The following is a 19,578-nucleotide window of genomic DNA, read 5'->3' on the forward strand; positions in this document are numbered from 1 at the left end:
GGCCTCCGGAGACGGGGACCCGCGAGGTAGTTTGGCGCGGTGAGCACCTCCCACGATGACAAGAAGCCCGTCGCGGACGGCGCCGACGAGGCGGCGGACACCGTCGTCGGCACGGCCGAACCGACAACCACCACGACGGACGGCGACGCGACGACGGTCGAGGACGCGAGCGAGATCTTCGTCCGGGGCACGCCCGTGCCGCCGTCCTCCGCCCTGGGCGGCGTCTTCTCCGCCGAGAGTTTCGGCGTGGTCGGGCTGCTGCTCCTGTCGCCCGTCATCGTCAACTCGCGGCTCTTCGAGCTCTTCGGCTGGTTCGTCCTCACCGACGCCGGTCTGGACGACCCCGGCCAGCTGTCCCTCCTCGGCTCCGAGGTCATGGTCGCGGGCGGCCTCAGCGCGCTGGCGATCCTCTCGGGCGCCGTGTCCCTGTTCCGCAGCGGCGCGCACACGAGGGCCGCCGCGCGCTGGGCGTCGGCCGCCACGGTCCTCGTCGGCGCCCTGTTCGTCCTGGTCTCCGTCGCCACCTACGCGAGCCTGCGCGCCCTGGGCTGACGGACCGCCCTGTCGGCAACCCTCACCGGGTGCGGGCGTCGTGCGGCACCTCGCACGCGATCCCTGTACACCGGGGTCCCGTGGCGCGCGGTGCGACGCGGCAGCGAGCCGGTGCGGTCGACGTGGGTGTGGGCGACCAGGACGGCGCGCGGGTCCTCGGGGCAGCGGCCGATGCGGCGGATCGACCCTCGACCGTGTCGGCGTCCCCCGACTAGCCCGCGTCGACCAGGCCCAGACCGCCGCCCTCGGCCAGGATCACCCAGTTCACGTGGGCCCCACCGACGATGTACGCGCCGTCCGCGGCCTTGACGACACAGCCGGCCTGTGCTGACACGGTTCTCCCGTCTCCGGTTCCGGCGGTCCCGGACGGGGCGCACGGCCCCGCCGCGAACGTCACTGCACCGCCCCCGTGGTGGAAGGCCTGCCGCGCACCGCACAGGTCCGGGAAGAAAGTTCCACAGCCGTGTCGATCCGGGTCGTCCGGGTTCGACCTAGGGATGAGAGGGTTCCGCTGAGGAGCCCGGTTCTTCCAGAGGAGCACGAAGACATGAAGTACATGCTGATCATGCGCGCGACCGACGAGGCCATGGAGAAGATGGGGGACGTCGACTTCACCGAGATGCTCGAAACGATCGGCAAGTTCAACGACGAGCTGATCCGCGCCGGCGTCCTGCTCGCCGCGGAGGGTCTCGGCGACCCCGCCGAGGGCGTGGTGGTCGACACCTCCTCGGAGCCGCCCGTGGTCACCGACGGCCCGTACGGCGAGACCAAGGAGCTCTTCGGCGGGTTCTACATCCTCAACGTGGCGTCCAAGGAGGAGGCCGTCGAGTGGGCCAAGCGGATCCCGATGTCCGGCCCGGGCTTCAAGACCGAGGTCCGCCGGGTCACCACGATCGACGAGTTCCCGCAGGACAACGAGTGGATCCAGAAGGAGCGGGCGTGGCGCGAGGCCACCGGCCAGCTCTGATCGGACGAACGGAACAGTGATGACCGACCCCACGGGCCGCGAGGCCGTCGCCGCCGTCTGGCGGATCGAGTCCGCACGGATCGTCGGCGCCCTCACGCGCTACACCGGGGACTTCGCGCTGGCCGAGGACCTGGCGCAGGAGGCGTTGGCCGAGGCGCTGGTCACCTGGCCGCGCGAGGGCGTGCCCCGCAACCCCGCGGGGTGGTTGCTGACCGTCGGCAGGCGGCGCGCGATCGACGGCTTCCGTCGGCGCGCCGCCCGCGACGAGCGCTACGCCGCACTCGCCCGGGAACTGGGCGAGGGCGGCATCGCCTCGGGGGGCGCGCCGCCCGGAGAGGACGCCCGGGACGTGCTGTGGGATCCGGACCAGATCGACGACGACGTGCTCGCGCTGATGTTCACCGCCTGCCACCCGGTGCTGTCGCGGGAGGCGCGCGTGGCGCTCACGCTGCGGGTGGTCGGCGGCCTGACCAGCGACCAGATCGCCAGGGCGTTCCTGCTGCCGACCGCGACCGTGCAGGCGCGGATCACCCGGGCGAAGAAGACCCTCGGGGCGGCGCGGGTGCCGTTCGGTCTCCCTTCGGCGGATGAGCGCTCCGCCCGGCTCGGATCCGTCCTCAACGTGGTCTACGTGATCTTCACCGAGGGGTCCTCGGTGAGCTCCGGTGACGAGCTGATCCGGTTCGACCTCGCCTCCGAGGCCCTGCGCCTGGCGCGGGTGCTGGCCCGGCTGGTCCCGGACGAGGCGGAGGCGCACGGCCTGCTGGCCCTCCTGGAGCTGACCGCGGCACGGTTCCCGGCGCGCACCGACGCGGACGGGCGGCCGGTGCTGTTGGAGGACCAGGACCGGCGCCGGTGGGACCGCGACGCGATCCGTCGGGGGCGCGCCGCCCTGGCGCGGGCGGAGCGGTGCGGCCGGGGCCTGGGCGCGTACGGTCTGCAGGCGGCGATCGCGGAGTGCCACGCGGTCGCACCCTCGGTCGGGGAGACGGACTGGGAGCGGATCGTGGTCGTCTACGAGGCGCTGGGGAGGATCGCGCCGTCGCCGGTGGTCGACCTCAACCGCGCGGTGGCGGTGTCCATGGCCCGGGGACCGGCCGCGGCGCTGGCGATCGCGGACCGGCTGGCGGCGGACGGGGCGTTGGCGAGGACGCACCTGCTGCCGACCGTGCGCGGGGAGCTGCTCACCCGTCTGGGGCGGACCGAGGAGGCCCGCACCGAACTGGAGCGCGCGGTGGAGCTGTGCGGCAACGCGCGCGAGCGCGGCGTCCTGGAGCGCAAACTCGCCGACCTGGGGTGACGCCGGGCGCGCGCCGCCGCGCCCGGCCGGTCCCCGGCCCGGGTACTCCGTCCTCGGCGGTCCCGGGCCCGAGACCGCGTGTCCGAGCGCTCTGGCAGGATCGCGCCCATGGTGATGTGCGACTACTTCTCCGCCCCCGGCGACGAGGCCGCCCTCCGCGTGCTCGACCGGCCCGGCGGACCGGACCCGTCGGTGTTCGACGTGCTGCCGCTGAAGGGGTTCGACCCGGTGGTCGTCATGGCGCGGCTTGAGGCGATCGTGACGGGTTGTGACGACGCGCAGGCGTCCGCCCGCCCGCGCTCGGGGATGCTGATGTCGACACCACCGGATCCCGAGAGGGGCCTGGTGATGAGCGTGTCCGACACCCTCCAGCGGGCGCTGGCGTCCGCGTCCGAGGAGCGGCTGGCCGAGGCGTCCGGGCCCTTGGCGGAGATCGAGGAACTCCGCGGCGACCGGTTCTCGGCCGAGGACGCGCTCGGGGTGCTGCGTCTGCTGTCCGGTCTGGCCCGGCGGGCCGAGAGCGGGGGAATGCGCCTGTACTGCTGGTGGGCCCTGTAGGAACGACGTCCTTCGCGCGAATCCCGGTCCCCGGTCAGGCCGTGCGGCCTCCGCGCAGCGCGAGCAGTACGAGGATCCCGGCGGCGGACGCCGTCACCGCGCCCAGAACCCGCCCCGAGCGGGCCGCACCGACGCCCCTCGCGGCCGTCGGTGCACGCGGCCCTCCCGTGGCCCCGACGGGATCAGTCCTCCTCGGACATCCGCATGACGACGGCCCCCTTCTTGTGCCCGGCGTCGACGTACCCGTGCGCCTCGACCGCCCGGTCCAGCGGATAGCTCCGGTCGATGACCGCCCGGATCGTTCCGGACTCGGCGAGCTCCCTGATGTGCACGAGGTCCCTGGCCCGGTCCCGGGGCGGCCGGAGTCCGGTGAACGCGATACCGGCCCTCCTCCGCCCGAGTCCGGTCCACAGCATCTGCCCCATGATCGCCAGGCTGGGAACGGTCGTGAGGTAGTGCCCGCCCACCCTGAGCGCGCGGCGACAGCGCCCGAACGAACTCTTCCCGACCGCGTCGAAGACCACGTCGTACGCTTCTCGGGCCTCGGTGAAGTCCTCGGCGGTGTAGTCGATCACCCGGTGGGCACCCAGGGACCGGACCAGGTCGGCGTTGCCGCCGCCGCACACCGCGGTGACCTCGGCGCCCATGTGCGCGGCCAGTTGGACCGCCGCGCTGCCGATGCTTCCGGAGGCGCCGTTGACGAGGATCGACTGGCCGGGCCTCAGCCGGGCCGCGTCGCGCAGGAAGGGCAGCGCGGTCATCGCTCCCTCGGACACGGCGACCGTCTCGGCGTACGTCAGGGCGGCGGACTTCGCGACCACGGCCGCGTCCTGGGGCACGCACACGTAGTCGGCGTGGGTCCCGAACCGGGGGCTGAGGGCGACCACCTCGTCCCCGGGAGCGAAGTCGCGCACGTTCGCGCCGACGGCCTCGACCCGTCCCGCACAGTCGGCGCCGAGCGTGGGGTACCTGGGGCGGAGCGGCCCGAAGGCGAGCCTGGCGGGCAGGGGCTCGCCCCGGCGGGCGGCGCTGTCCACGGCGGTGAGCGTCGCCGCGTGGACGCGGATGAGCAGCTCGTCGGCCTCGGGGACGGGTGCGGGCGCCTGCTCGACGCTCAGCACCTCGGGCGGGCCGAAGGCGCGGTGCACGACCGCTCTCATGCGCTACTCCACCGTCCGCAGGATCTGTTCGATGGACGTGGCGCGCGTGCGCAGTTCGGCGAGGTCGGCGGCGGTCCGCTGCTGGACGTCGAGCGTGTTCTCGGCGAGCTGCTCGTACCGGTGGACGAGCTGCCGGAGGTCGTCGCGCTGCGCGGCCTCCAGCTTGGTCTTGCGCATGTCGAGGAATCCGGCCATCGCGCCGCCGATGAGGAAGGTCGCCATGATCAGCACGCCGAGCCCGAGGATGGCGCCCGGCCAGGTGGTGAAGTCCATCAGGACTGCTCCTTCGTGTGGGAACCCTTGCCCGGGTCCGCTGTGGTGAGGGTGGTGGCCGCCTCGGCCAGGACCGACGGCGACAACCGCACGTCGAAGTCGGTGACGTCGTAGTACTTCATGGCCTTGCCGTCGTCGGAGAGCTCCAGACTCCCGACGATCAGCCCAGCCGCCTCCAGGCGTCGCAGGTGCATGTGAAGGAGGGGGCGGCTGATGCCGATCTCGCGGGCGAGGCCGCTCACGTAGTTCCGGCGGGCGGCCAGCGACGCGATGATGCGCACGCGCAGCGGATGGGACAGCGCCGCCAGCATGTCGACCAGCTCGTCGCCGGTGGGCGGTGATGCTGTCATCGCTCTCCTTCACCTGAAAGGCTTCTCTTACACATGAAAGTAGCGCGCGTCCCCGGGGAAGGCAAGACCCGGCACCGGGACCATCGGGGCGCACGCGAGGGGCCGCACCGGAACCCGTCCGGTGCGGCCCCTCGCCGAAGCGCCCCGCCTCAGGCCACCCGCTCGATCACCAGCGGACGCGGCTCGTACTCCGCGCCCTCCTCGATCTCGAACGCGCCCTCCAGGGCCTCGGCCGCCCGGTCGAACCGCTCGGGCTCGTCCGCGTGCAGGGTGAACAGCGGCTCGCCCGCCGCGACCGTCTCCCCCGGCTTGGCGTGCAGGGTCACCCCGGCGCCGAAGGACACCGCGTCCTCCTTGCGCTCGCGACCGGCGCCGAGCCGCCACGCGGCCAGCCCCACCTGATAGGCGTCCAGCCGGGTGACCGTCCCCGACGCGGGCGCCAGCACCACGCGGGTCTCCGCGGCCACCGGCAGCGGCGCGTCCGGGTCGCCGCCCTGCGCCCGGACGATCTCCTTCCACGAGGCCAGCGCGCTCCCGTCCCCGAGCGCCTCGGCCGGGTCCTTGACCCCGTTCTCCCCGGGGGTGAGCCCGGCGGCGGCCAGCATCTCCCGGGCCAGGGCCACGGTCAGCTCCACCACGTCGGCCGGGCCGCCGCCGGAGAGCACCTCGACCGCCTCGGCCACCTCCAGCGCGTTGCCGACCTGCCGGCCCAGCGGGGACTCCATGTCGGTGAGCAGCGCGACCGTGCGCACCCCGTGGTCGTTGCCGATGCCGACCATCGTGCGGGCCAGCTCCCGGGCCGAGTCGACGTCCTTCATGAACGCGCCGGAACCCACCTTGACGTCCAGGACCAGCGAGCCGGTGCCCTCGGCGAGCTTCTTGCTCATGATGGAGGCGGAGATCATGGGGATCGACTCGACCGTGCCGGTGACGTCGCGCAGTGCGTACAGCTTCCGGTCGGCGGGCGCGAGCCCGGTCCCGGCCGCGCAGATCACGCCCCCGGTGGAGGAGAGCACCGCGCGCATCTCGTCGGTGCTGAGCGAGGCCCGCCACCCCGGGATCGACTCCAGTTTGTCGAGCGTGCCGCCCGTGTGCCCGAGCCCTCGCCCGGACAGCTGCGGCACGGCCGCCCCGCACGCGGCCACGGTGGGGGTCAGCGGCAGCGTGATCTTGTCCCCCACGCCACCCGTCGAGTGCTTGTCCGTGGTGGGCCGTGCCAGGTCGGAGAAGTCCAACCGGTCACCGGACGCGAGCATCGCCTCGGTCCACCGGCTCACCTCGCCCCGGTTCATCCCGCGCAGGAAGACCGCCATGGCCAGCGCGGACATCTGCTCCTCGGCGACCTCGCCCCGGGTGTAGGCGTCGATCACCCAGTCGATCTGCCCGGGTGTGAGCTCCGCGCCGTCCCGCTTGGCCCTGATGATCTCGATGACGTCCATGTCGTGTCGCCCTTCTTCGCGCTGCCGCGGAAAAGGCGTCTCCCCGGCGCCGGACCGCCGGCGCCGGGGAGACGTCCCTGTCACTTCGTGAGGTTGTGCGGCCCGAAGGCCTGCGGGAGCACCTGGTCCATGGTCAGGACCCCCTCGGGGGTGTCGACCAGCAGGTGCGGCCCGCCGTGTTCGTACAGCAGCTGCCGGCACCGCCCGCACGGCATGAGGGTCTCCCCCCGGCCGTCCACGCAGCTGAACGCGGTCAGACGGCCCCCGCCGGAGGCGTGCAGGGCGCTGACCAGTCCGCACTCGGCGCACAGGGCCAGCCCGTAGGAGGCGTTCTCCACGTTGCAGCCGCTGACGATCCGGCCGTCGTCGACCAGCGCCGCCGCGCCCACCGGGTACTGCGAGTAGGGCGCGTAGGCGTGGCCCATGGCCTCCCGGGCGACCGCGCGCAGCGCCGCCCAGTCGACGGACTCCGGGTCCAGGGGTGCGCCCGTCATGACCGGCTCGCCCGCCACTGCTTGCCGATGCCCGCGGGCGGACGCAGGCTCTGCGACGCCAGCGACAGCACGAGCAGCGTCGCGATGTGCGGGCTGTACGTCGCCAGCTCGCGCGGCAGGGATTCGGTGCTGAAGTACCACGCGAGGAGCAGCACACCGGCCACGGCACCGGCGATCGCCAGGCCCTTGCGGTCGTGCCGCACCTGCCAGACCGCGACCGCCAGCAGCGCCACCGCCAGGAGCAGCAGCAGGGCGTGGATCGCCGCGCCGCCGCCGCGCACCTGGAGGGCGTCGGTGTAGCCGAACAGTCCGGCGCCCATGGCGAGGCCGCCCGGCCGCCAGTTGCCGAAGATCATCGCGGCCAGACCGATGTACCCGCGGCCGCCGGTCTGCCCCTCCTGGTAGATGTTCGACGCCACGATGGCGAGGAACACGCCGCCCATGCCCGCCAGTCCGCCCGAGATGACCACGGCGATGTACTTGAAGCTGTACACCGGCACGCCCAGGGACTCCGCGGCGTCGGGGTTCTCGCCGACCGAGCGCAGTCGCAGGCCGAACCTGGTCTTCCACAGCACCAGGTAGGTCACCGGGATCATCAGCAGCGCGATGAGGGTCAGCGCCGACATCCGCGTGGTCAGTCCGATCACCAGCGACGCCAGGTCGCCGACCAGGAAGATCCCGCTGTCGGCGACGGGCTCCAGCGCTCCCGGCAGCCACGGCAGGTTCAGCGTCGGGAAGGACGGCGTCGTCGGGGACTGGGCCGCTCCCGCGCCGGGCACGTCCTGGTAGAGCAGGATCGACATGTACCGCATCGCGCCGAGCGCGAGGATGTTGATCGCGACACCGGAGACGATGTGGTCGACCGCGAAGGTCACCGTCGCCACCGCGTGCAGCAGACCGCCCAGCATGCCGCCGATGACACCCGCCATCAGACCGATCCAGGGGTTGTCGAAGGACCACGCGAAGTAGGCCCCGAACCAGGTCCCCAGGATCATCATGCCTTCGAGGCCGATGTTGATGATGCCGGAGCGCTCCGCCCACAGACCGCCCATGCCGGCCAGGCCGATCGGCACGGCGAAGGCGAGCGTGGTGTTGATCGTGCCCGCGTCGGTGAGCATGTCCTGGCCCGTGATGACCCGCAGCCCGGACAGGGCCACGAACACCGCGCAGGTCAGGGTGAGGAAGCGCCACCTGGCCCATCCCCGGGGACGGAACGGCGACTCGTGCACCGCCTCCGTGACGTTGAGTTCCTGGCTCACTGTGCCTCCCCGCCGCGTTCGCCGTCGGTCTTCGGGCCGGTCTCGCCCTCACCGCCGGGCGTGGGCGCGGCGCCCACGGGTTCCGCGGCCACGGTCGTGGCGCCGAGCTGCTTGCCGATCTGCTGCTGCTGGTAACGGCGGCCCCACCGGTGCACGACCTCGTAGACCACGACGACCGTGAGCACGATGGTGGCCTGCGCGATGACCGCGATCTCCTGCGGGATGTTGTCGAAGGGCAGGATGTTCGCCGCCTGGGTCAGGAACGACCAGAACAGGGCGGCGAAGACGATGCCCACCGGGTGGTTGCGTCCCAGCAGGGCGATGGCGATGCCGATGAAGCCGATGCCGGTGGGGAAGTCGAGCGCGTAGTAGTGCGCGTCCCCGAGCAGCTGGGGCAGGCCCACCAGTCCCGCGACCATGCCCGAGAAGAGCATGGACAGGAACACCATCTTCTTGACGTTGACACCGCTGGCCTCGGCCGCCGACTGCGACTGGCCGGTGGCCCGCAGCTCGAAACCGAAGCGGGTGCGGTTGAGCATCACCGAGTAGCCGACGCCGACCGCGACGGCCAGGAACACCAGGCCGAAGATGTCGCGGTCCGAGCCGAGGAAGCCCGCGGGGATCCCGGGGACCCACGACGACTCGGGCAGCGGCGGGGTGCCGATGTTGTTGGTGCTGATCTCGACCGCGAGGCGGTCGGTGCTCAGCAGGTAGGCGGTGATGCCGGTGGCGATCGCGTTGAGCATGATCGTGGAGATCACCTCGGACACGCCCCGGGCGACCTTGAGGTATCCGGCGATGCCGGCCCAGACGCCGCCCACGGCCACGGCCACCACGATCATGAGGATCTGGCTGAACGGCGCCGGCAGGATGAGGTAGCCGCCCACCGCGGCCGACAGCAGGGCCGCCAGGCGGTACTGGCCGTCGACGCCGATGTTGAACAGCTTCATCTTGAAGCCGATCGCCACGGCCACGGCGGCCAGGTAGTAGGTGGTGCTGTCGTTGATGATCTGCACCATGCTGTCCGGGCGGGTGCCGTACTCCAGCATCCGGGCGAACGTCGCCATCGGGGCGATGCCGCTGAGGACCAGGACGAGCGCGGTCACCGCGATCGCGATCAGCCCGGCCGCGAACACGGCGGCGAAGGACAGCGCCAGCAGCGCCGACAGGCGGTGGAACAGCAGGAAGGTCAGGGCGGAGCCGATGACGGCGCCGACGGCGGCGGCGACCGGCTCGATCAGCTGGAGGTCCAGCAGCCACGCCGACAGCAGCCCGGCGACGACCGACAGCACCAGGGCCGTCGGCACCACCAGGGTGTTGTGCAGGGTGGTGCCCTTCTCCTCCGTGCCCGCCGCCGCGACCCGGGGCTCGGGCGGAACGATGCGCGCGGTCACGGCCACGAAGGCGAAGGCCGCGGTCACCCCGATGATCAGCGCCGCCCACCACAGCAGCGCCAGGTCGAGGGCGAACGTGACACCCGCGCCCAGCACCACGGCGATGGCGAAGGCCGCGGGTCCGGGGAGCGAGCGCCGGTTGTCAGAGGTCGTCACGACTCGCCCCCGTCCTCGTCGGCACGGTCAGTTCCCTCAGCACCGCTGTCACTCTCCGTGGAACCGCCGCCCGCGCGCAGCCCGGCGCCGGTCATGGCCGAGCCCAGCTGTTCGGGGGTGACGGTGGTCGGGTCGGCCTGCGCGACCAGACGGCCGCGCAGGATCACGTGGATGGTGTCGGACATGCCGATCAGTTCGTCCAGGTCGGCGGAGATCAGCAGCACCGCGAGCCCGGCGGCGCGGGCCTCGCGCAACTGCTCCCAGATGGCCGACTGGGCGCCCACGTCCACGCCGCGTGTGGGGTGCGCGGCGACCAGGAAGCGCGGCGACCCGCTCATCTCCCGGCCGATGATGAACTTCTGCTGGTTGCCGCCGGACAGCGCGTCGGCGATGACGTCGATGTTGGGCGTGCGCACGTCGTACTCGGCGACGATCCGCTCGGAGTCGGCGCGCGCCCCCACCCTGTTGATCCAGGGGCCGCGCACGCTGGGCTCCTTGGTCTGGTGGCCCAGGATGCGGTTCTCCCACAGGGGGGACTCCAGCAGGACGCCGTGCCGGTGGCGGTCCTCGGGGATGTAGCCGACCCCCGCCTCGCGGATGCGCAGCGTCGACCAGCCGGTGACGTCCTGGCTCTCCAGGCGGATGCGCCCCGAGGCGAGGTGGCGCATGCCCATGATCGCCTCGATCAGCTCGGACTGGCCGTTGCCCTCGACGCCGGCGATGCCGACGATCTCGCCCTGGTGGATGTCGACGCTGACGTCGTCCACGACCGGGCGCCCCTCCGCGGAGTGGACGGTGACCCCGTCGAGCGAGAGCACGACGTGGTCGGTGACGGTGGACTCGCGCAGCTCGGGCACGGGCAGTTCGCCGCCGACCATGAGCGTGGCCAGTTCCCGAGCGGTGGTGGTGCTCGGGTCGGCGGTGGCCACCGTGGTTCCCCGGCGGATCACGGTGATGTCGTCGGCGACGGACAGCACCTCGTCGAGCTTGTGCGAGATGAAGATGACGGTCAGACCCTCGCGCTTGAGCTCGCGCAGGTTGTCGAAGAGCTCGTCGACCTCCTGCGGGACCAGGACGGCCGTGGGCTCGTCGAGGATGATCGTCTCGGCGCCGCGGTAGAGCACCTTGAGGATCTCCACGCGCTGGCGGTCGCCGACGCCCAGGTCCTCCATCAGGCGGTCGGGGTCGATCCCCAGTCCGTACTGGGCGGACAGCTCCTTGATCGCGGCGCGGGCGCGCTTGCCGATGCCGTGGCGGCGTTCGGCGCCCAGGACCACGTTCTCCAGGACGGTGAGGTTGTCCGCGAGCATGAAGTGCTGGTGCACCATGCCGATGCCGTGGCGGATGGCGTCGGAGGGCGAGTGGAAGCGGACTTCCCTGCCCTTGACGTAGATCTGGCCCTCGTCGGGACGGTGCATCCCGTACAGGGTCTTCATCAGCGTGGACTTGCCCGCACCGTTCTCGCCGACGATGGCGTGCACGGTACCGGGAGCCACGGTGATGTCGATGTCGTGGTTGGCCACGACTCCGGGAAAACGCTTGGTGATCCCGTGCAGCTCGACGGCGGGGGTTCGGGTCGACCCACCGCCCGATGACGTGCTGCTCATCTGTCTCCTCGTGAAACTGGCGGCGGGGCGCGGGGCCGTGTGTCGGCCCCCGGACGCCGCCGTCGCGAAGCGGCAACCGGCAGCGGCACCGGGCGCGGGTCCTCCGCGCGCCGGTGCCGCCCTCCGGTGCGGTGCCACGGGACGGGCCCGTGGCGCGGCGTGGTTACGGCTCGGTCGGGACCTCGATCTCGCCGTCGATGATCTGCTGCCGGTACTCGTCCAGCTCCTCGACCAGCGGCTCGATGAGCTCCTCGTTGGACTGCGTGTAGTCGACGCCGCCCGAGGCCAGGTCGAAGCGCTGGATGCCGCCCTGGACGTCGCCCTCGACGGCGTCCGCGATCAGCTCGAACACGGCCACGTCCACCTGCTTGATGGCGGAGGTGAGCACGTACGGCTTCTGGTCGTCCTCGGCGTTCTCGTACTGGTCGCTGTCGACGCCGATGAACAGGAAGTCGTTCTCGACGGCGGCCTGGAGGACACCGTTGCCGGAGGCGCCGGCGGCGTGGTAGATGACGTCCGCGCCCCGGTCGTACTGGGCCTGGGCGGTCTCGCGGCCCGCGGCGGGGTCGCTGAAACCGCTGAAGTCCGGCGGCTGGCTGATGTAGTCGACCTCGACCTCGATGGCGTCGTCGACGTGCGCGACACCGGCCTCGAACCCGGCCTGGAACTTGTGGATCAGCGGGGTCTCGACACCGCCGATGAAGCCGACGTGGTCCTCCTCGGTGGACAGCGCCGCGGCGGCGCCGGCCAGGAAGGAGGCCTGCTCCTCGGCGAAGACCAGGCTGGTGACGTTGTGGATGCCGTCGATCTCGGAGTCCACGATCGCGAAGTGGACGTCCGGGTACTCTTCGGCGACCGCCTGGACGGACTCGGCGTAGGCGAACCCGACGGCGATGACGATGTCGAAGCCCTCCTCGGCCATGGTGGCCAGGCGCTCCTCCTTGGCGGACTCGGGCTCGCCGTCGGCGGGCTCGAAGTCGCGCGTCTCCACGCCCAGCGACTCCGCGGCCTGGGTCAGACCACGGTAGGCCGAGTCGTTGAACGAGCGGTCGCCGCGACCGCCGACGTCGTACGCGAGGCCGACGCGAACGTCGGAGGACGCCTCACCGCCGGAACCGTCGTCGGCGGTGTCGGTCGCGTTGTCACACGCGGTGAGGGCCAGCGCACCCGCCGCCGCTGCGGCGGCGAATCTGACCGCGTTGCTGCGCTTCACTTGGTAACTCTCCCCTTCGCCCTCCGGCCCGCATTCACGCGAACCGACCTGACTTCTGTTGCCGGACAATATCCGCTGGCGGAAAGTACACGTGACGGACGTACTGAGTTGTTATAAAGGCGAGAGCTGAGTGACGCGGCACCTGACTTGACACTTGCCGATCAGGAGCCGTGCGGCGCCGACCGGATTCCCGTTCCTCCTTATCCGACCTCAGGTTCTCCAGCAAGGAGGGCCTTTTTGACACCGCGCCCCCGATCGGTCACCGGGTGTCACGCGACCCTGCGGGCGGCGCGGGACGGCTTCCGCGGGGGCAACCGGTCTAGACCGGACTACCCAACCAGGAAGTCCACCACGGCCTGCCTGAAGATCCGCGAGGACACCGCGTTCGCGTGGTCCCGCCCGGGGATCTCGACGTGCGCCCCGCCGCAGCGGGCCGCGAGGTCCTCGGCTCCCTTCGCGAGGGTATCCCGGGCGCCGGAGACGAACAGGAGGGGCACGCCGACGGGCCGGGGCTCACCCGCGAAGGGACGGGCGGCCTGGCCCCGGGCGCAGGCGGCGAGCACGGCCGCGTCGTTGCCCGGGAGGGCGGCGACCGTCCGGAAGACGTCGTCGAAGGGGGTGTCGCCGGCGCCGGGAGCGGACAGGTCGGCCCCGGCGAAGGCGTTGACCGGCCCGAACCCGCCCAGGACGGCGCGGCGCACCCGGTCGGGGGCGGTCAGGGCCAGGTCCCACGCCAGACGGGACCCCATGGAGTAGCCGACCACGTCGACCCGGTCGACCGCCAGCTCGTCGAGCAGGCCGAGCAGGTCCCCGGTGAAGCGTTCGGGCAGGTAGGAGGCCTCGTCCAGCGGCTTGTCGCTGCCGCCGTGACCGCGCAGGTCCGGCCCCAGGACACGCAGTCCGGCGCCGCCGAGGGCCTGCGGCCATCCGGCGGCGCGCCAATTCATGCCGAAGTTCGTACCGAATCCGTGGAGAAGAAGGACGGGTACGGCGTCCGCCGGATCGCCCGCGGGCAAATCCACGTAGCGCATTGTCACGCCGCCGGTCAGATTCGCGGTCATGGTCTTCCCTCGTTTTCGACCTTGGTGTTTCACCCAGGAAAAATCGAAGGCCCAATCAGATGTTCCTATAAACGACCGGGCCGAAAACCCGAGTGCGTTTGTACCGACATCCGAACGGGCCCTCGTGACGTGCGGGTCCTCAGTCCGCCGGCGGCTTGAGCCGCACGCGGCGCGCGGGCCTGGCCTCCTCCGTCGGAACCTTTCCGACGATGCCCGCCTGGGGAGATTCGTCACTCACGGTGACGGCGAACGTGACCAGGGGGGCGCCCACCGGGACGGCCTCGTCCTCCTCCGCGTGCAGGGCGACTACCCTGCCCGCGGTCGGCGAGGGGATGACCACGGCCGACTTGGTGGTCTCGACCTCCACCAGCGGCGCGTTGCGCTCGATCAGGTCGCCGACGGCGACCTGCCACTCCAGGACGGTCGCCTCGACCAGTCCCTCGCCGAGGTCCGGAAGGGTGAAGGTGGTGTTGTCCTCAGCCATGGTCGTCTAGTACTCCAGGGTCCGTTGGACCGCGAGCAGGACGCGGTCGATGGTCGGCAGGTACTGCGGCTCCAGGGGACCCGCGGGGTAGGGCACGTCGAATCCGGTGACGCGCTGGACGGGGGCGGCCAGGTCGCGGAAGCAGTTCTCGGTGACCAGGGCGGCCACCTCCGCGCCCAGCCCGGCGGTGAGCGGCGCCTCGTGGACCACGACCGCGCGCTTGGTGCGCGCGACCGAGGAGGCCAGCCCGGCGGCGTCGATCGGCTTGAGCCAGCGCAGGTCCAGCACCTCCAGGTCCACGCCGTCCTCGGCGGCGAGTTCGGCGACCTGGAGGCAGCGGTGCACCATGGCGCCCCAGGCGATGAGCGTGGCGTGGCGACCGCGGCGGACGACGCGGCTGGCCCCGATGGGGGTGGAGGGCTCCATGAGTTGGACGGGCCTGCGGTCCCAGTAGCGGGCCTTGGGTTCCATGAACACGACCGGGTCGTCCGAGCGCACGGACTGGAGCAGCAGGGTGTAGGCGTCGCCCGCGTCGGAGGGGGCGGCCACCTTGAGCCCGGGCGTGTGCGCGAAGAGCGCCTCCAGGCTCTCGCCGTGGTGCTCCGGCGCCTGGATGCCGCCGAAGGAGGGCAGTCGCAGGGTGATCGGCATGGGCGCGGCCCCCCGGGTCCGGTAGTTCATCCGGGCGACCTGGTTGACGATCTGGTCGACGGCCGGGTACGCGAAGCCGTCGAACTGGAGCTCGGGCACCGGGCGCCAACCGTTCATGGCCAGGCCGACCGCCATGCCCATGATCGCGGACTCGGCCAGGGGGGTGTCGAAGACACGCTGTGCGCCGAACTCCTTCTGGAGCCCGTCGGTGACGCGGAAGACGCCGCCCAGGGCACCGACGTCCTCGCCGAAGACGAGGACGTCGGGATCCTCGTCGAGCAGGACCCGCAGGGCGCGGTTGATCGCCTGCTGCATGGACAGTTCGACGGGGGCGGCGTCCGCCGGGGCGTCGGTCCGTTCGATCAGCTCGGTCACAGCTCGACCTCTTCCTGCCAGACACGGCGCTGCCGGGTCAGTTCGTCGGTGGTCTCCCGGAAGACGTGCGTGAACAGCTCGGAACCGTCCGGTTCGGGCGCGGTGGCCACACCGTCGCGGATGGCTTCGGCACGGGCGCGGGCGGCGGCGTCCGCCTCGGCGAGCGCGTCCTCGTCGGCGTGCCCGGCTTCGACCAGGGCCGCCCGGAGCAGGTCGAGCGGGTCGCGGCGGCGCCACCGCTCGGCGTCCGCCTCGTCGCGGTAGCGGCCGGGGTCGTCGGAGGTGGAGTGCGGCTCGACGCGGTAGGTGAGCGCCTCGATCAGGGTGGGTCCCTCACCGCGGCGGGCGCGCGCGACGGCGTCGGCGGTGGCCTGGTACACGGCGCCGGCGTCGTTGCCGTCGACGAGCACGCCGGGCATACCGTAGCCCGCGGCGCGCGCGGAGACCGAGCCGCCGGCGATCTGGCGGTGGTTGGGGACCGACAGCGCCCACTGGTTGTTCTGGCAGAAGAAGACGACGGGGGCTGCCATGACCCCGGCGAAGTTCATCGCCTCGTGGACGTCGCCCTCGGAGCTGGCCCCGTCACCGAAGTAGGCCAGGGCGACACCGTCGTCGCCGCGCAGCCGTTCGCCGACGGCCCAGCCGACCGCGTGCGGGACGGGTCCGCCGACCACGGCGTTGATCGCGCCGAAGCGGGATGCCATGACGTCGTAGAGTCCGCCGTGCCACAGGGCGCGGTGGGTGGCCATGTACCCGACCATCTCCACGCCGTAGGCCAGGGCGGAGGCCATCTCGCGGTAGGTGGGGAAGACGAAGTCCCGCTCCGGGTCCATCGCGGCGGCGCTGGCGACCTGGGCGGCCTCCTGTCCGCGCACGGACACGTAGGCCGGGAAGACGCCCTGGCGCTGGAGGGCGACGGCCTCGGCGTCCAGGTCGCGTGCGGTCCGCATGTCGCGGTAGAGCGCGCGGGTGAGGTCGGACGGCAGGTGGTCCACGGTGATGGAGCCCCGGCCCCCAGGCCCGTCGGCGGGAAGGGGTGGGCGTGGAACGCCTCCGCCGGAGCGGGACGCGGCGGTCGTGGGCCGTCCCTTGACGGTCGGGGCGTGCGACGCGTGGGCGGTGTCCCCGTTTCTCCCGCGAAGCGGCTCCTGGGGCGATGGTGGGCGACGGGCGGGCATGCGAGCGGCTCCCAACGTGGCCCCGCGCGTGGTGACGCGTCCGGGGCTCGGGTGGTCACGGTCCTGATCATGATTCTCCGATCAGCTCGACAGATGCGCTAGATATGCACGCATAGTTGATACAGATGAGAACGGATGACGCAATGAGGTTCGCAAACGTCTCATCTTGACACCAGGGCTCGCAAGAAAACGACACACCACGCGAACCACCACGAACAGGGCCCGCCCCGCAGGGCGGCGCACCGCCCGGACACCACCGACGGGTCGTGTCACGGTGTGAGACGGGCAACACCGGGCGCACGGAGATCGTCACTCCCGGTGCCCGCCGGACCTCCGTCGAACCCCCTGACCACATGTGGACAGCGTGCCGCGGGAGGCCGGATTCAACACGACAAACAGCAACATAAAGGCGCACTTCGGGAGAAGTTCTGTCACGTTTGCCGAGGGCCGGTGTAGTTACTCACGGGTCAGGGAAACCCCCGGCCAAGCGATGTCTTCCACCTTGAGTACAGTCGGACTTCCCCAGCCCCGAGGGCGTGCCCCGTGGGGCCCGCGAGAGGTTCCCCCGGAACGTTCCTCTCGGTTATCGCCTTCCCGGGAGGACGGCGCCCACCCCTGGCGGCCCAATCTCGCGGACTGAGATCCCAATGGACGAGAACGACGTTTACCTGGTAGTTCGTTAGCCCCGGTCAAAGTTGACGGAAGGGGCGAACACTGACGCAAGAACACATGAGGAGCACCCACATGGCCATGGGCGACCAACGCAGGAGCGGCCGCCGGCCGGACTCCACCGACCAGACCATCCTGAGCGCCCTCGCCAAGGACGCACGGACCGGGATCACCGAGATCGCCGCACTGGCCAACGTCTCCAGGGCCACGGCCTACAACCGGATCAAGCGGCTCACCGACGAGGGCGTCATCCGCGGCTACTCCGTGGTGACCGACCACTCCAAGATGGGGCTCGGCGTCACCGCGCTCGTCCTCATCTCCGGCAGCCAACCGGACTGGCGCGCCAACCGCGAGATCCTGTCCTCCTACCCCGAGATCGAGTACTGCTGGTACGTGGTGGGATCGGCGGACATCGTCCTCCTCGTCCGCGTGGCCAACACCAACCAGCTGCGCGACCTCATCCTCACCCGCCTCCAGTCCCTCCCCGGTGTGACCGCCACCCAGACGCTCACCGTGATCGACGAGGTCGTACACCGACCCGTCGTGGAGCCGCCCGAGAGCGAGTGAGCCTCAGGTGGGAAGCACCCCCCTTGGGTGGGAAGCACCTTTCGGAAGACAAGCACCCCTCGGAAGACCAGCACCCCTCGGAAGACCAGCACCCCTCGGAAGACCAGCACCCCTCGGGCGGAAGCGGAGGAACCCGCTCAGCCCTCGACCGCCTCGGCGACCGCGGCCACCAGCTCCGTGAGCACCGCCGAACCCCGCGCGCGGGCGGCGGCAACGTCGCCGTCCACGTCCAGGACCACCTCGACGTAGGCCTTGAGCTTGGGCTCGGTTCCCGAGGGCCGCAACGTCACCCGCCCCCAGACGCCGCCCTCCAACCGGAAGCGCAGGGCGTCGGTCGGCGGAAGCCCCTCGTACCCGCCGGAGAAGTCGTCGACCCCCGCCACCTTCAGGGGACCGAACTCGGCGGGCGGGTCGGCGCGCAGCCGCCGCATCGCCGCGGAGATCACCGACAGATCCTCGACCCGCACCGAGAGCTGGTCGCTCAGGTGCAGGCCGTAACGGCGCGCCTGGTCGTCCAACAGGTCCACCAGCGTGCGACCGTCGCGCTTGGCCGTGGCCGCGAGCGCCGCCATCACGAGCGCCGCGCCGATGCCGTCCTTGTCGGCCACGGGACGGCGGTCGTCACCGCCGACGCAGTACCCCAACGCCTCCTCGTAGGACAGGACCGGTCGCTCTCCCGGCTCCCCGGCCCGGGCCAACCACTTGAACCCGGTGAGGGTCTCCACGTAGCGCACCCCCCGGTCGCGGGCGATCTTGCCCAGCAGACTGGAGGAGACGATCGAGGTCGCCACGACGCGGCCGGTCCCGGTGGTCTGGTCGAGCACGTACTCGGCCAGCAGCCCGCCGACCTCGTTGCCGGTCAGCAGCCCGTGGCCGGGGACGGCGACGGCGAGCCGGTCGGCGTCGGGGTCGTTGGCCAGCACCAGGTCCGCCCCGGTGTCCCGGCCCGCGGCCACCGCCAGGTCCATGGCCCCGGGTTCCTCGGGATTGGGGAACCGGACGGTCGGGAAGTCGGGGTCGGGCGCGAACTGGGCGTCGACCACGGACGGACGGGCGAACCCCGCTCGTTCCATGGCCGCCAGCAGGATCTCGCCGCCCACACCGTGCATGGGTGTGTAGGCGATGGCCAGGTCGCGGTCCTCGCCCAGGGGGAGCGCGGTGACCGCGGCCAGGTAGCGCTCGACCGCCTCCTCCCCCAGGACCGTCCAGCCCCGGCCCAGCGGCAGGTCGCCGAGCGGGCCGACGGCGTCGATGGCCGCGGAGATCTCGGCGTCCACCGGTGCGACGATCTGGGCGCCCGCGTGCGGTCCGGTCCCGCCGACGTAGACCTTGTACCCGTTGTCCCGCGGCGGATTGTGGCTCGCGGTGACCATGATCCCGGCGTCGGCGTGCAGGTCGCGCACGGAGAACGCCAGGACGGGAGTGGGCAGGGGCCCCGGAAGCACCGACACCCGGTGCCCCGCCCCGGTGAGCACCGCCGCGCTCGCCTCGGCGAAGTCCGCCGAGCCGTGGCGGGCGTCGTACCCGACGACCACGTGGCTGCCCTCAGCCAGCCACGCCGAGATCCCGGCGGCCGCGCGCATGACCACGGCCCGGTTCATACGGTTGGGCCCGGCCCCCAGCTCGCCGCGCAGCCCGGCGGTGCCGAACTCCAGCCGCGCGCAGAAGCGGTCGTCGAGGTCGGCGACCGCGGCGGCGTCACCGGACTCGGCCCGGGCCAGCAGGGCGCCCAGCTCCTCGCGCGTGGCGGGATCGGGGTCCTCGGCCAGCCACTGCCTGGCGCGGGCGACGGTGTCGGCGGTGTCGGCGGTCATGCGGTGTTCCTCGTCCTTACGGCTCGGCGACGGTGTCGGCGGTCATGCGGTGAGCCT

The 19,578-nt window shown here is 71.9% G+C and carries 20 protein-coding genes; 5 read left to right on the forward strand and 15 right to left on the reverse strand.

What is annotated here, in order from left to right:
• Nucleotides 1-39 precede the first annotated feature (39 nt).
• Nucleotides 40-552: a hypothetical protein gene (locus tag ACIBFB_RS16255; protein WP_397230786.1), complete on the forward strand. Its 513-nt coding sequence runs from the start codon at nt 40-42 to the stop codon at nt 550-552.
• 211 nt (nt 553-763) lie between these two features.
• Here ACIBFB_RS16255 and ACIBFB_RS16260 read toward each other — a convergent pair whose 3' ends face one another.
• Entirely contained in the window at nt 764-886 is a 123-nt protein-coding gene (locus ACIBFB_RS16260) for a hypothetical protein (protein ID WP_397230788.1), read from the reverse strand.
• 213 nt (nt 887-1,099) lie between these two features.
• On the opposite strand from ACIBFB_RS16260, the gene ACIBFB_RS16265 reads away from it, so the two are divergent.
• From ACIBFB_RS16265 to ACIBFB_RS16275, 3 genes are all read left to right on the forward strand, one after another.
• Complete coding sequence (locus ACIBFB_RS16265; RefSeq protein ID WP_397230790.1) at nt 1,100-1,519, forward strand: YciI family protein; 420 nt, start codon at nt 1,100-1,102, stop codon at nt 1,517-1,519.
• 19 nt (nt 1,520-1,538) lie between these two features.
• The gene (locus tag ACIBFB_RS16270; RefSeq protein WP_397230792.1) at nt 1,539-2,819 is read left to right on the forward strand and encodes an RNA polymerase sigma factor; all 1,281 of its coding nucleotides are present in this window, start codon (nt 1,539-1,541) and stop codon (nt 2,817-2,819) included.
• A gap of 108 nt (nt 2,820-2,927) precedes the next feature.
• Nucleotides 2,928-3,377: a hypothetical protein gene (locus ACIBFB_RS16275; RefSeq protein WP_397230794.1), complete on the forward strand. Its 450-nt coding sequence runs from the start codon at nt 2,928-2,930 to the stop codon at nt 3,375-3,377.
• A gap of 182 nt (nt 3,378-3,559) precedes the next feature.
• On the opposite strand, the gene ACIBFB_RS16280 is transcribed toward ACIBFB_RS16275, so the two are convergent.
• From ACIBFB_RS16280 to ACIBFB_RS16340, 13 genes are all read right to left on the reverse strand, one after another.
• Entirely contained in the window at nt 3,560-4,537 is a 978-nt protein-coding gene (locus ACIBFB_RS16280) for an NAD(P)-dependent alcohol dehydrogenase (protein ID WP_397230796.1), read from the reverse strand.
• A 3-nt stretch (nt 4,538-4,540) separates the two neighbouring features.
• Complete coding sequence (locus tag ACIBFB_RS16285; RefSeq protein ID WP_397230798.1) at nt 4,541-4,810, reverse strand: hypothetical protein; 270 nt, start codon at nt 4,808-4,810, stop codon at nt 4,541-4,543.
• Nucleotides 4,810-5,160, reverse strand: coding sequence for an ArsR/SmtB family transcription factor (locus ACIBFB_RS16290; RefSeq protein ID WP_397230800.1), 351 nt, complete (start codon nt 5,158-5,160; stop codon nt 4,810-4,812). Before ACIBFB_RS16290 ends, ACIBFB_RS16285 begins: the two co-directional genes overlap by 1 nt.
• 149 nt (nt 5,161-5,309) lie before the next feature.
• Nucleotides 5,310-6,599, reverse strand: coding sequence for a thymidine phosphorylase (locus ACIBFB_RS16295; protein WP_397230802.1), 1,290 nt, complete (start codon nt 6,597-6,599; stop codon nt 5,310-5,312).
• A gap of 80 nt (nt 6,600-6,679) precedes the next feature.
• Nucleotides 6,680-7,111: a cytidine deaminase gene (locus tag ACIBFB_RS16300; RefSeq protein ID WP_397230805.1), complete on the reverse strand. Its 432-nt coding sequence runs from the start codon at nt 7,109-7,111 to the stop codon at nt 6,680-6,682.
• Complete coding sequence (locus ACIBFB_RS16305) at nt 7,090-8,352, reverse strand: ABC transporter permease (protein WP_397230807.1); 1,263 nt, start codon at nt 8,350-8,352, stop codon at nt 7,090-7,092. Before ACIBFB_RS16305 ends, ACIBFB_RS16300 begins: the two co-directional genes overlap by 22 nt.
• Nucleotides 8,349-9,902, reverse strand: a complete 1,554-nt coding sequence (locus ACIBFB_RS16310) for an ABC transporter permease (RefSeq protein ID WP_397230809.1) — start codon at nt 9,900-9,902, stop codon at nt 8,349-8,351. Before ACIBFB_RS16310 ends, ACIBFB_RS16305 begins: the two co-directional genes overlap by 4 nt.
• Nucleotides 9,899-11,509: an ABC transporter ATP-binding protein gene (locus tag ACIBFB_RS16315; protein WP_397230811.1), complete on the reverse strand. Its 1,611-nt coding sequence runs from the start codon at nt 11,507-11,509 to the stop codon at nt 9,899-9,901. Before ACIBFB_RS16315 ends, ACIBFB_RS16310 begins: the two co-directional genes overlap by 4 nt.
• Nucleotides 11,510-11,672: 163 nt before the next feature.
• A complete protein-coding gene (locus ACIBFB_RS16320) occupies nt 11,673-12,722 on the reverse strand; it encodes a BMP family protein (protein WP_397230813.1) in 1,050 nt (349 codons plus the stop codon).
• A gap of 329 nt (nt 12,723-13,051) precedes the next feature.
• Nucleotides 13,052-13,783: an alpha/beta fold hydrolase gene (locus tag ACIBFB_RS16325; RefSeq protein WP_397230815.1), complete on the reverse strand. Its 732-nt coding sequence runs from the start codon at nt 13,781-13,783 to the stop codon at nt 13,052-13,054.
• Between the two features lie 139 nt (nt 13,784-13,922).
• Nucleotides 13,923-14,267, reverse strand: coding sequence for a biotin/lipoyl-containing protein (locus ACIBFB_RS16330; protein WP_397230817.1), 345 nt, complete (start codon nt 14,265-14,267; stop codon nt 13,923-13,925).
• A gap of 6 nt (nt 14,268-14,273) precedes the next feature.
• A complete protein-coding gene (locus ACIBFB_RS16335; RefSeq protein ID WP_397230819.1) occupies nt 14,274-15,293 on the reverse strand; it encodes an alpha-ketoacid dehydrogenase subunit beta in 1,020 nt (339 codons plus the stop codon).
• Nucleotides 15,290-16,288, reverse strand: coding sequence for a thiamine pyrophosphate-dependent enzyme (locus ACIBFB_RS16340; protein ID WP_397230821.1), 999 nt, complete (start codon nt 16,286-16,288; stop codon nt 15,290-15,292). The genes ACIBFB_RS16335 and ACIBFB_RS16340 overlap by 4 nt, the downstream gene beginning before the upstream one ends.
• A gap of 927 nt (nt 16,289-17,215) precedes the next feature.
• On the opposite strand from ACIBFB_RS16340, the gene ACIBFB_RS16345 reads away from it, so the two are divergent.
• Nucleotides 17,216-17,707, forward strand: coding sequence for an Lrp/AsnC family transcriptional regulator (locus tag ACIBFB_RS16345; RefSeq protein ID WP_075925754.1), 492 nt, complete (start codon nt 17,216-17,218; stop codon nt 17,705-17,707).
• A 137-nt stretch (nt 17,708-17,844) separates the two neighbouring features.
• Here the strand turns inward: ACIBFB_RS16345 and ACIBFB_RS16350 are convergent, their stop codons facing one another.
• Nucleotides 17,845-19,521, reverse strand: coding sequence for a phospho-sugar mutase (locus tag ACIBFB_RS16350; protein ID WP_397230823.1), 1,677 nt, complete (start codon nt 19,519-19,521; stop codon nt 17,845-17,847).
• Between the last annotated feature and the right edge of the window lie 57 nt (nt 19,522-19,578).

The sequence above is a fragment of the Nocardiopsis sp. NPDC050513 genome (genome assembly GCF_044457925.1).
Classification (GTDB): Bacteria; Actinomycetota; Actinomycetes; order Streptosporangiales; family Streptosporangiaceae; genus Nocardiopsis.

Excerpts from the sequence above, each read along its gene's own strand:
- ACIBFB_RS16330 (WP_397230817.1), bottom strand. The coding sequence starts at position 14,267 with ATGGCTGAGGACAACACCACCTTCACCCTTCCGGACCTCGGCGAGGGA.
- ACIBFB_RS16270 (WP_397230792.1), top strand. The coding sequence starts at position 1,539 with ATGACCGACCCCACGGGCCGCGAGGCCGTCGCCGCCGTCTGGCGGATC.
- ACIBFB_RS16275 (WP_397230794.1), top strand. The coding sequence starts at position 2,928 with ATGGTGATGTGCGACTACTTCTCCGCCCCCGGCGACGAGGCCGCCCTC.
- ACIBFB_RS16350 (WP_397230823.1), bottom strand. The coding sequence starts at position 19,521 with ATGACCGCCGACACCGCCGACACCGTCGCCCGCGCCAGGCAGTGGCTG.
- ACIBFB_RS16325 (WP_397230815.1), bottom strand. The coding sequence starts at position 13,783 with ATGACCGCGAATCTGACCGGCGGCGTGACAATGCGCTACGTGGATTTG.
- ACIBFB_RS16295 (WP_397230802.1), bottom strand. The coding sequence starts at position 6,599 with ATGGACGTCATCGAGATCATCAGGGCCAAGCGGGACGGCGCGGAGCTC.
- ACIBFB_RS16285 (WP_397230798.1), bottom strand. The coding sequence starts at position 4,810 with ATGGACTTCACCACCTGGCCGGGCGCCATCCTCGGGCTCGGCGTGCTG.
- ACIBFB_RS16265 (WP_397230790.1), top strand. The coding sequence starts at position 1,100 with ATGAAGTACATGCTGATCATGCGCGCGACCGACGAGGCCATGGAGAAG.
- ACIBFB_RS16315 (WP_397230811.1), bottom strand. The coding sequence starts at position 11,509 with ATGAGCAGCACGTCATCGGGCGGTGGGTCGACCCGAACCCCCGCCGTC.
- ACIBFB_RS16280 (WP_397230796.1), bottom strand. The coding sequence starts at position 4,537 with ATGAGAGCGGTCGTGCACCGCGCCTTCGGCCCGCCCGAGGTGCTGAGC.
- ACIBFB_RS16290 (WP_397230800.1), bottom strand. The coding sequence starts at position 5,160 with ATGACAGCATCACCGCCCACCGGCGACGAGCTGGTCGACATGCTGGCG.
- ACIBFB_RS16345 (WP_075925754.1), top strand. The coding sequence starts at position 17,216 with ATGGCCATGGGCGACCAACGCAGGAGCGGCCGCCGGCCGGACTCCACC.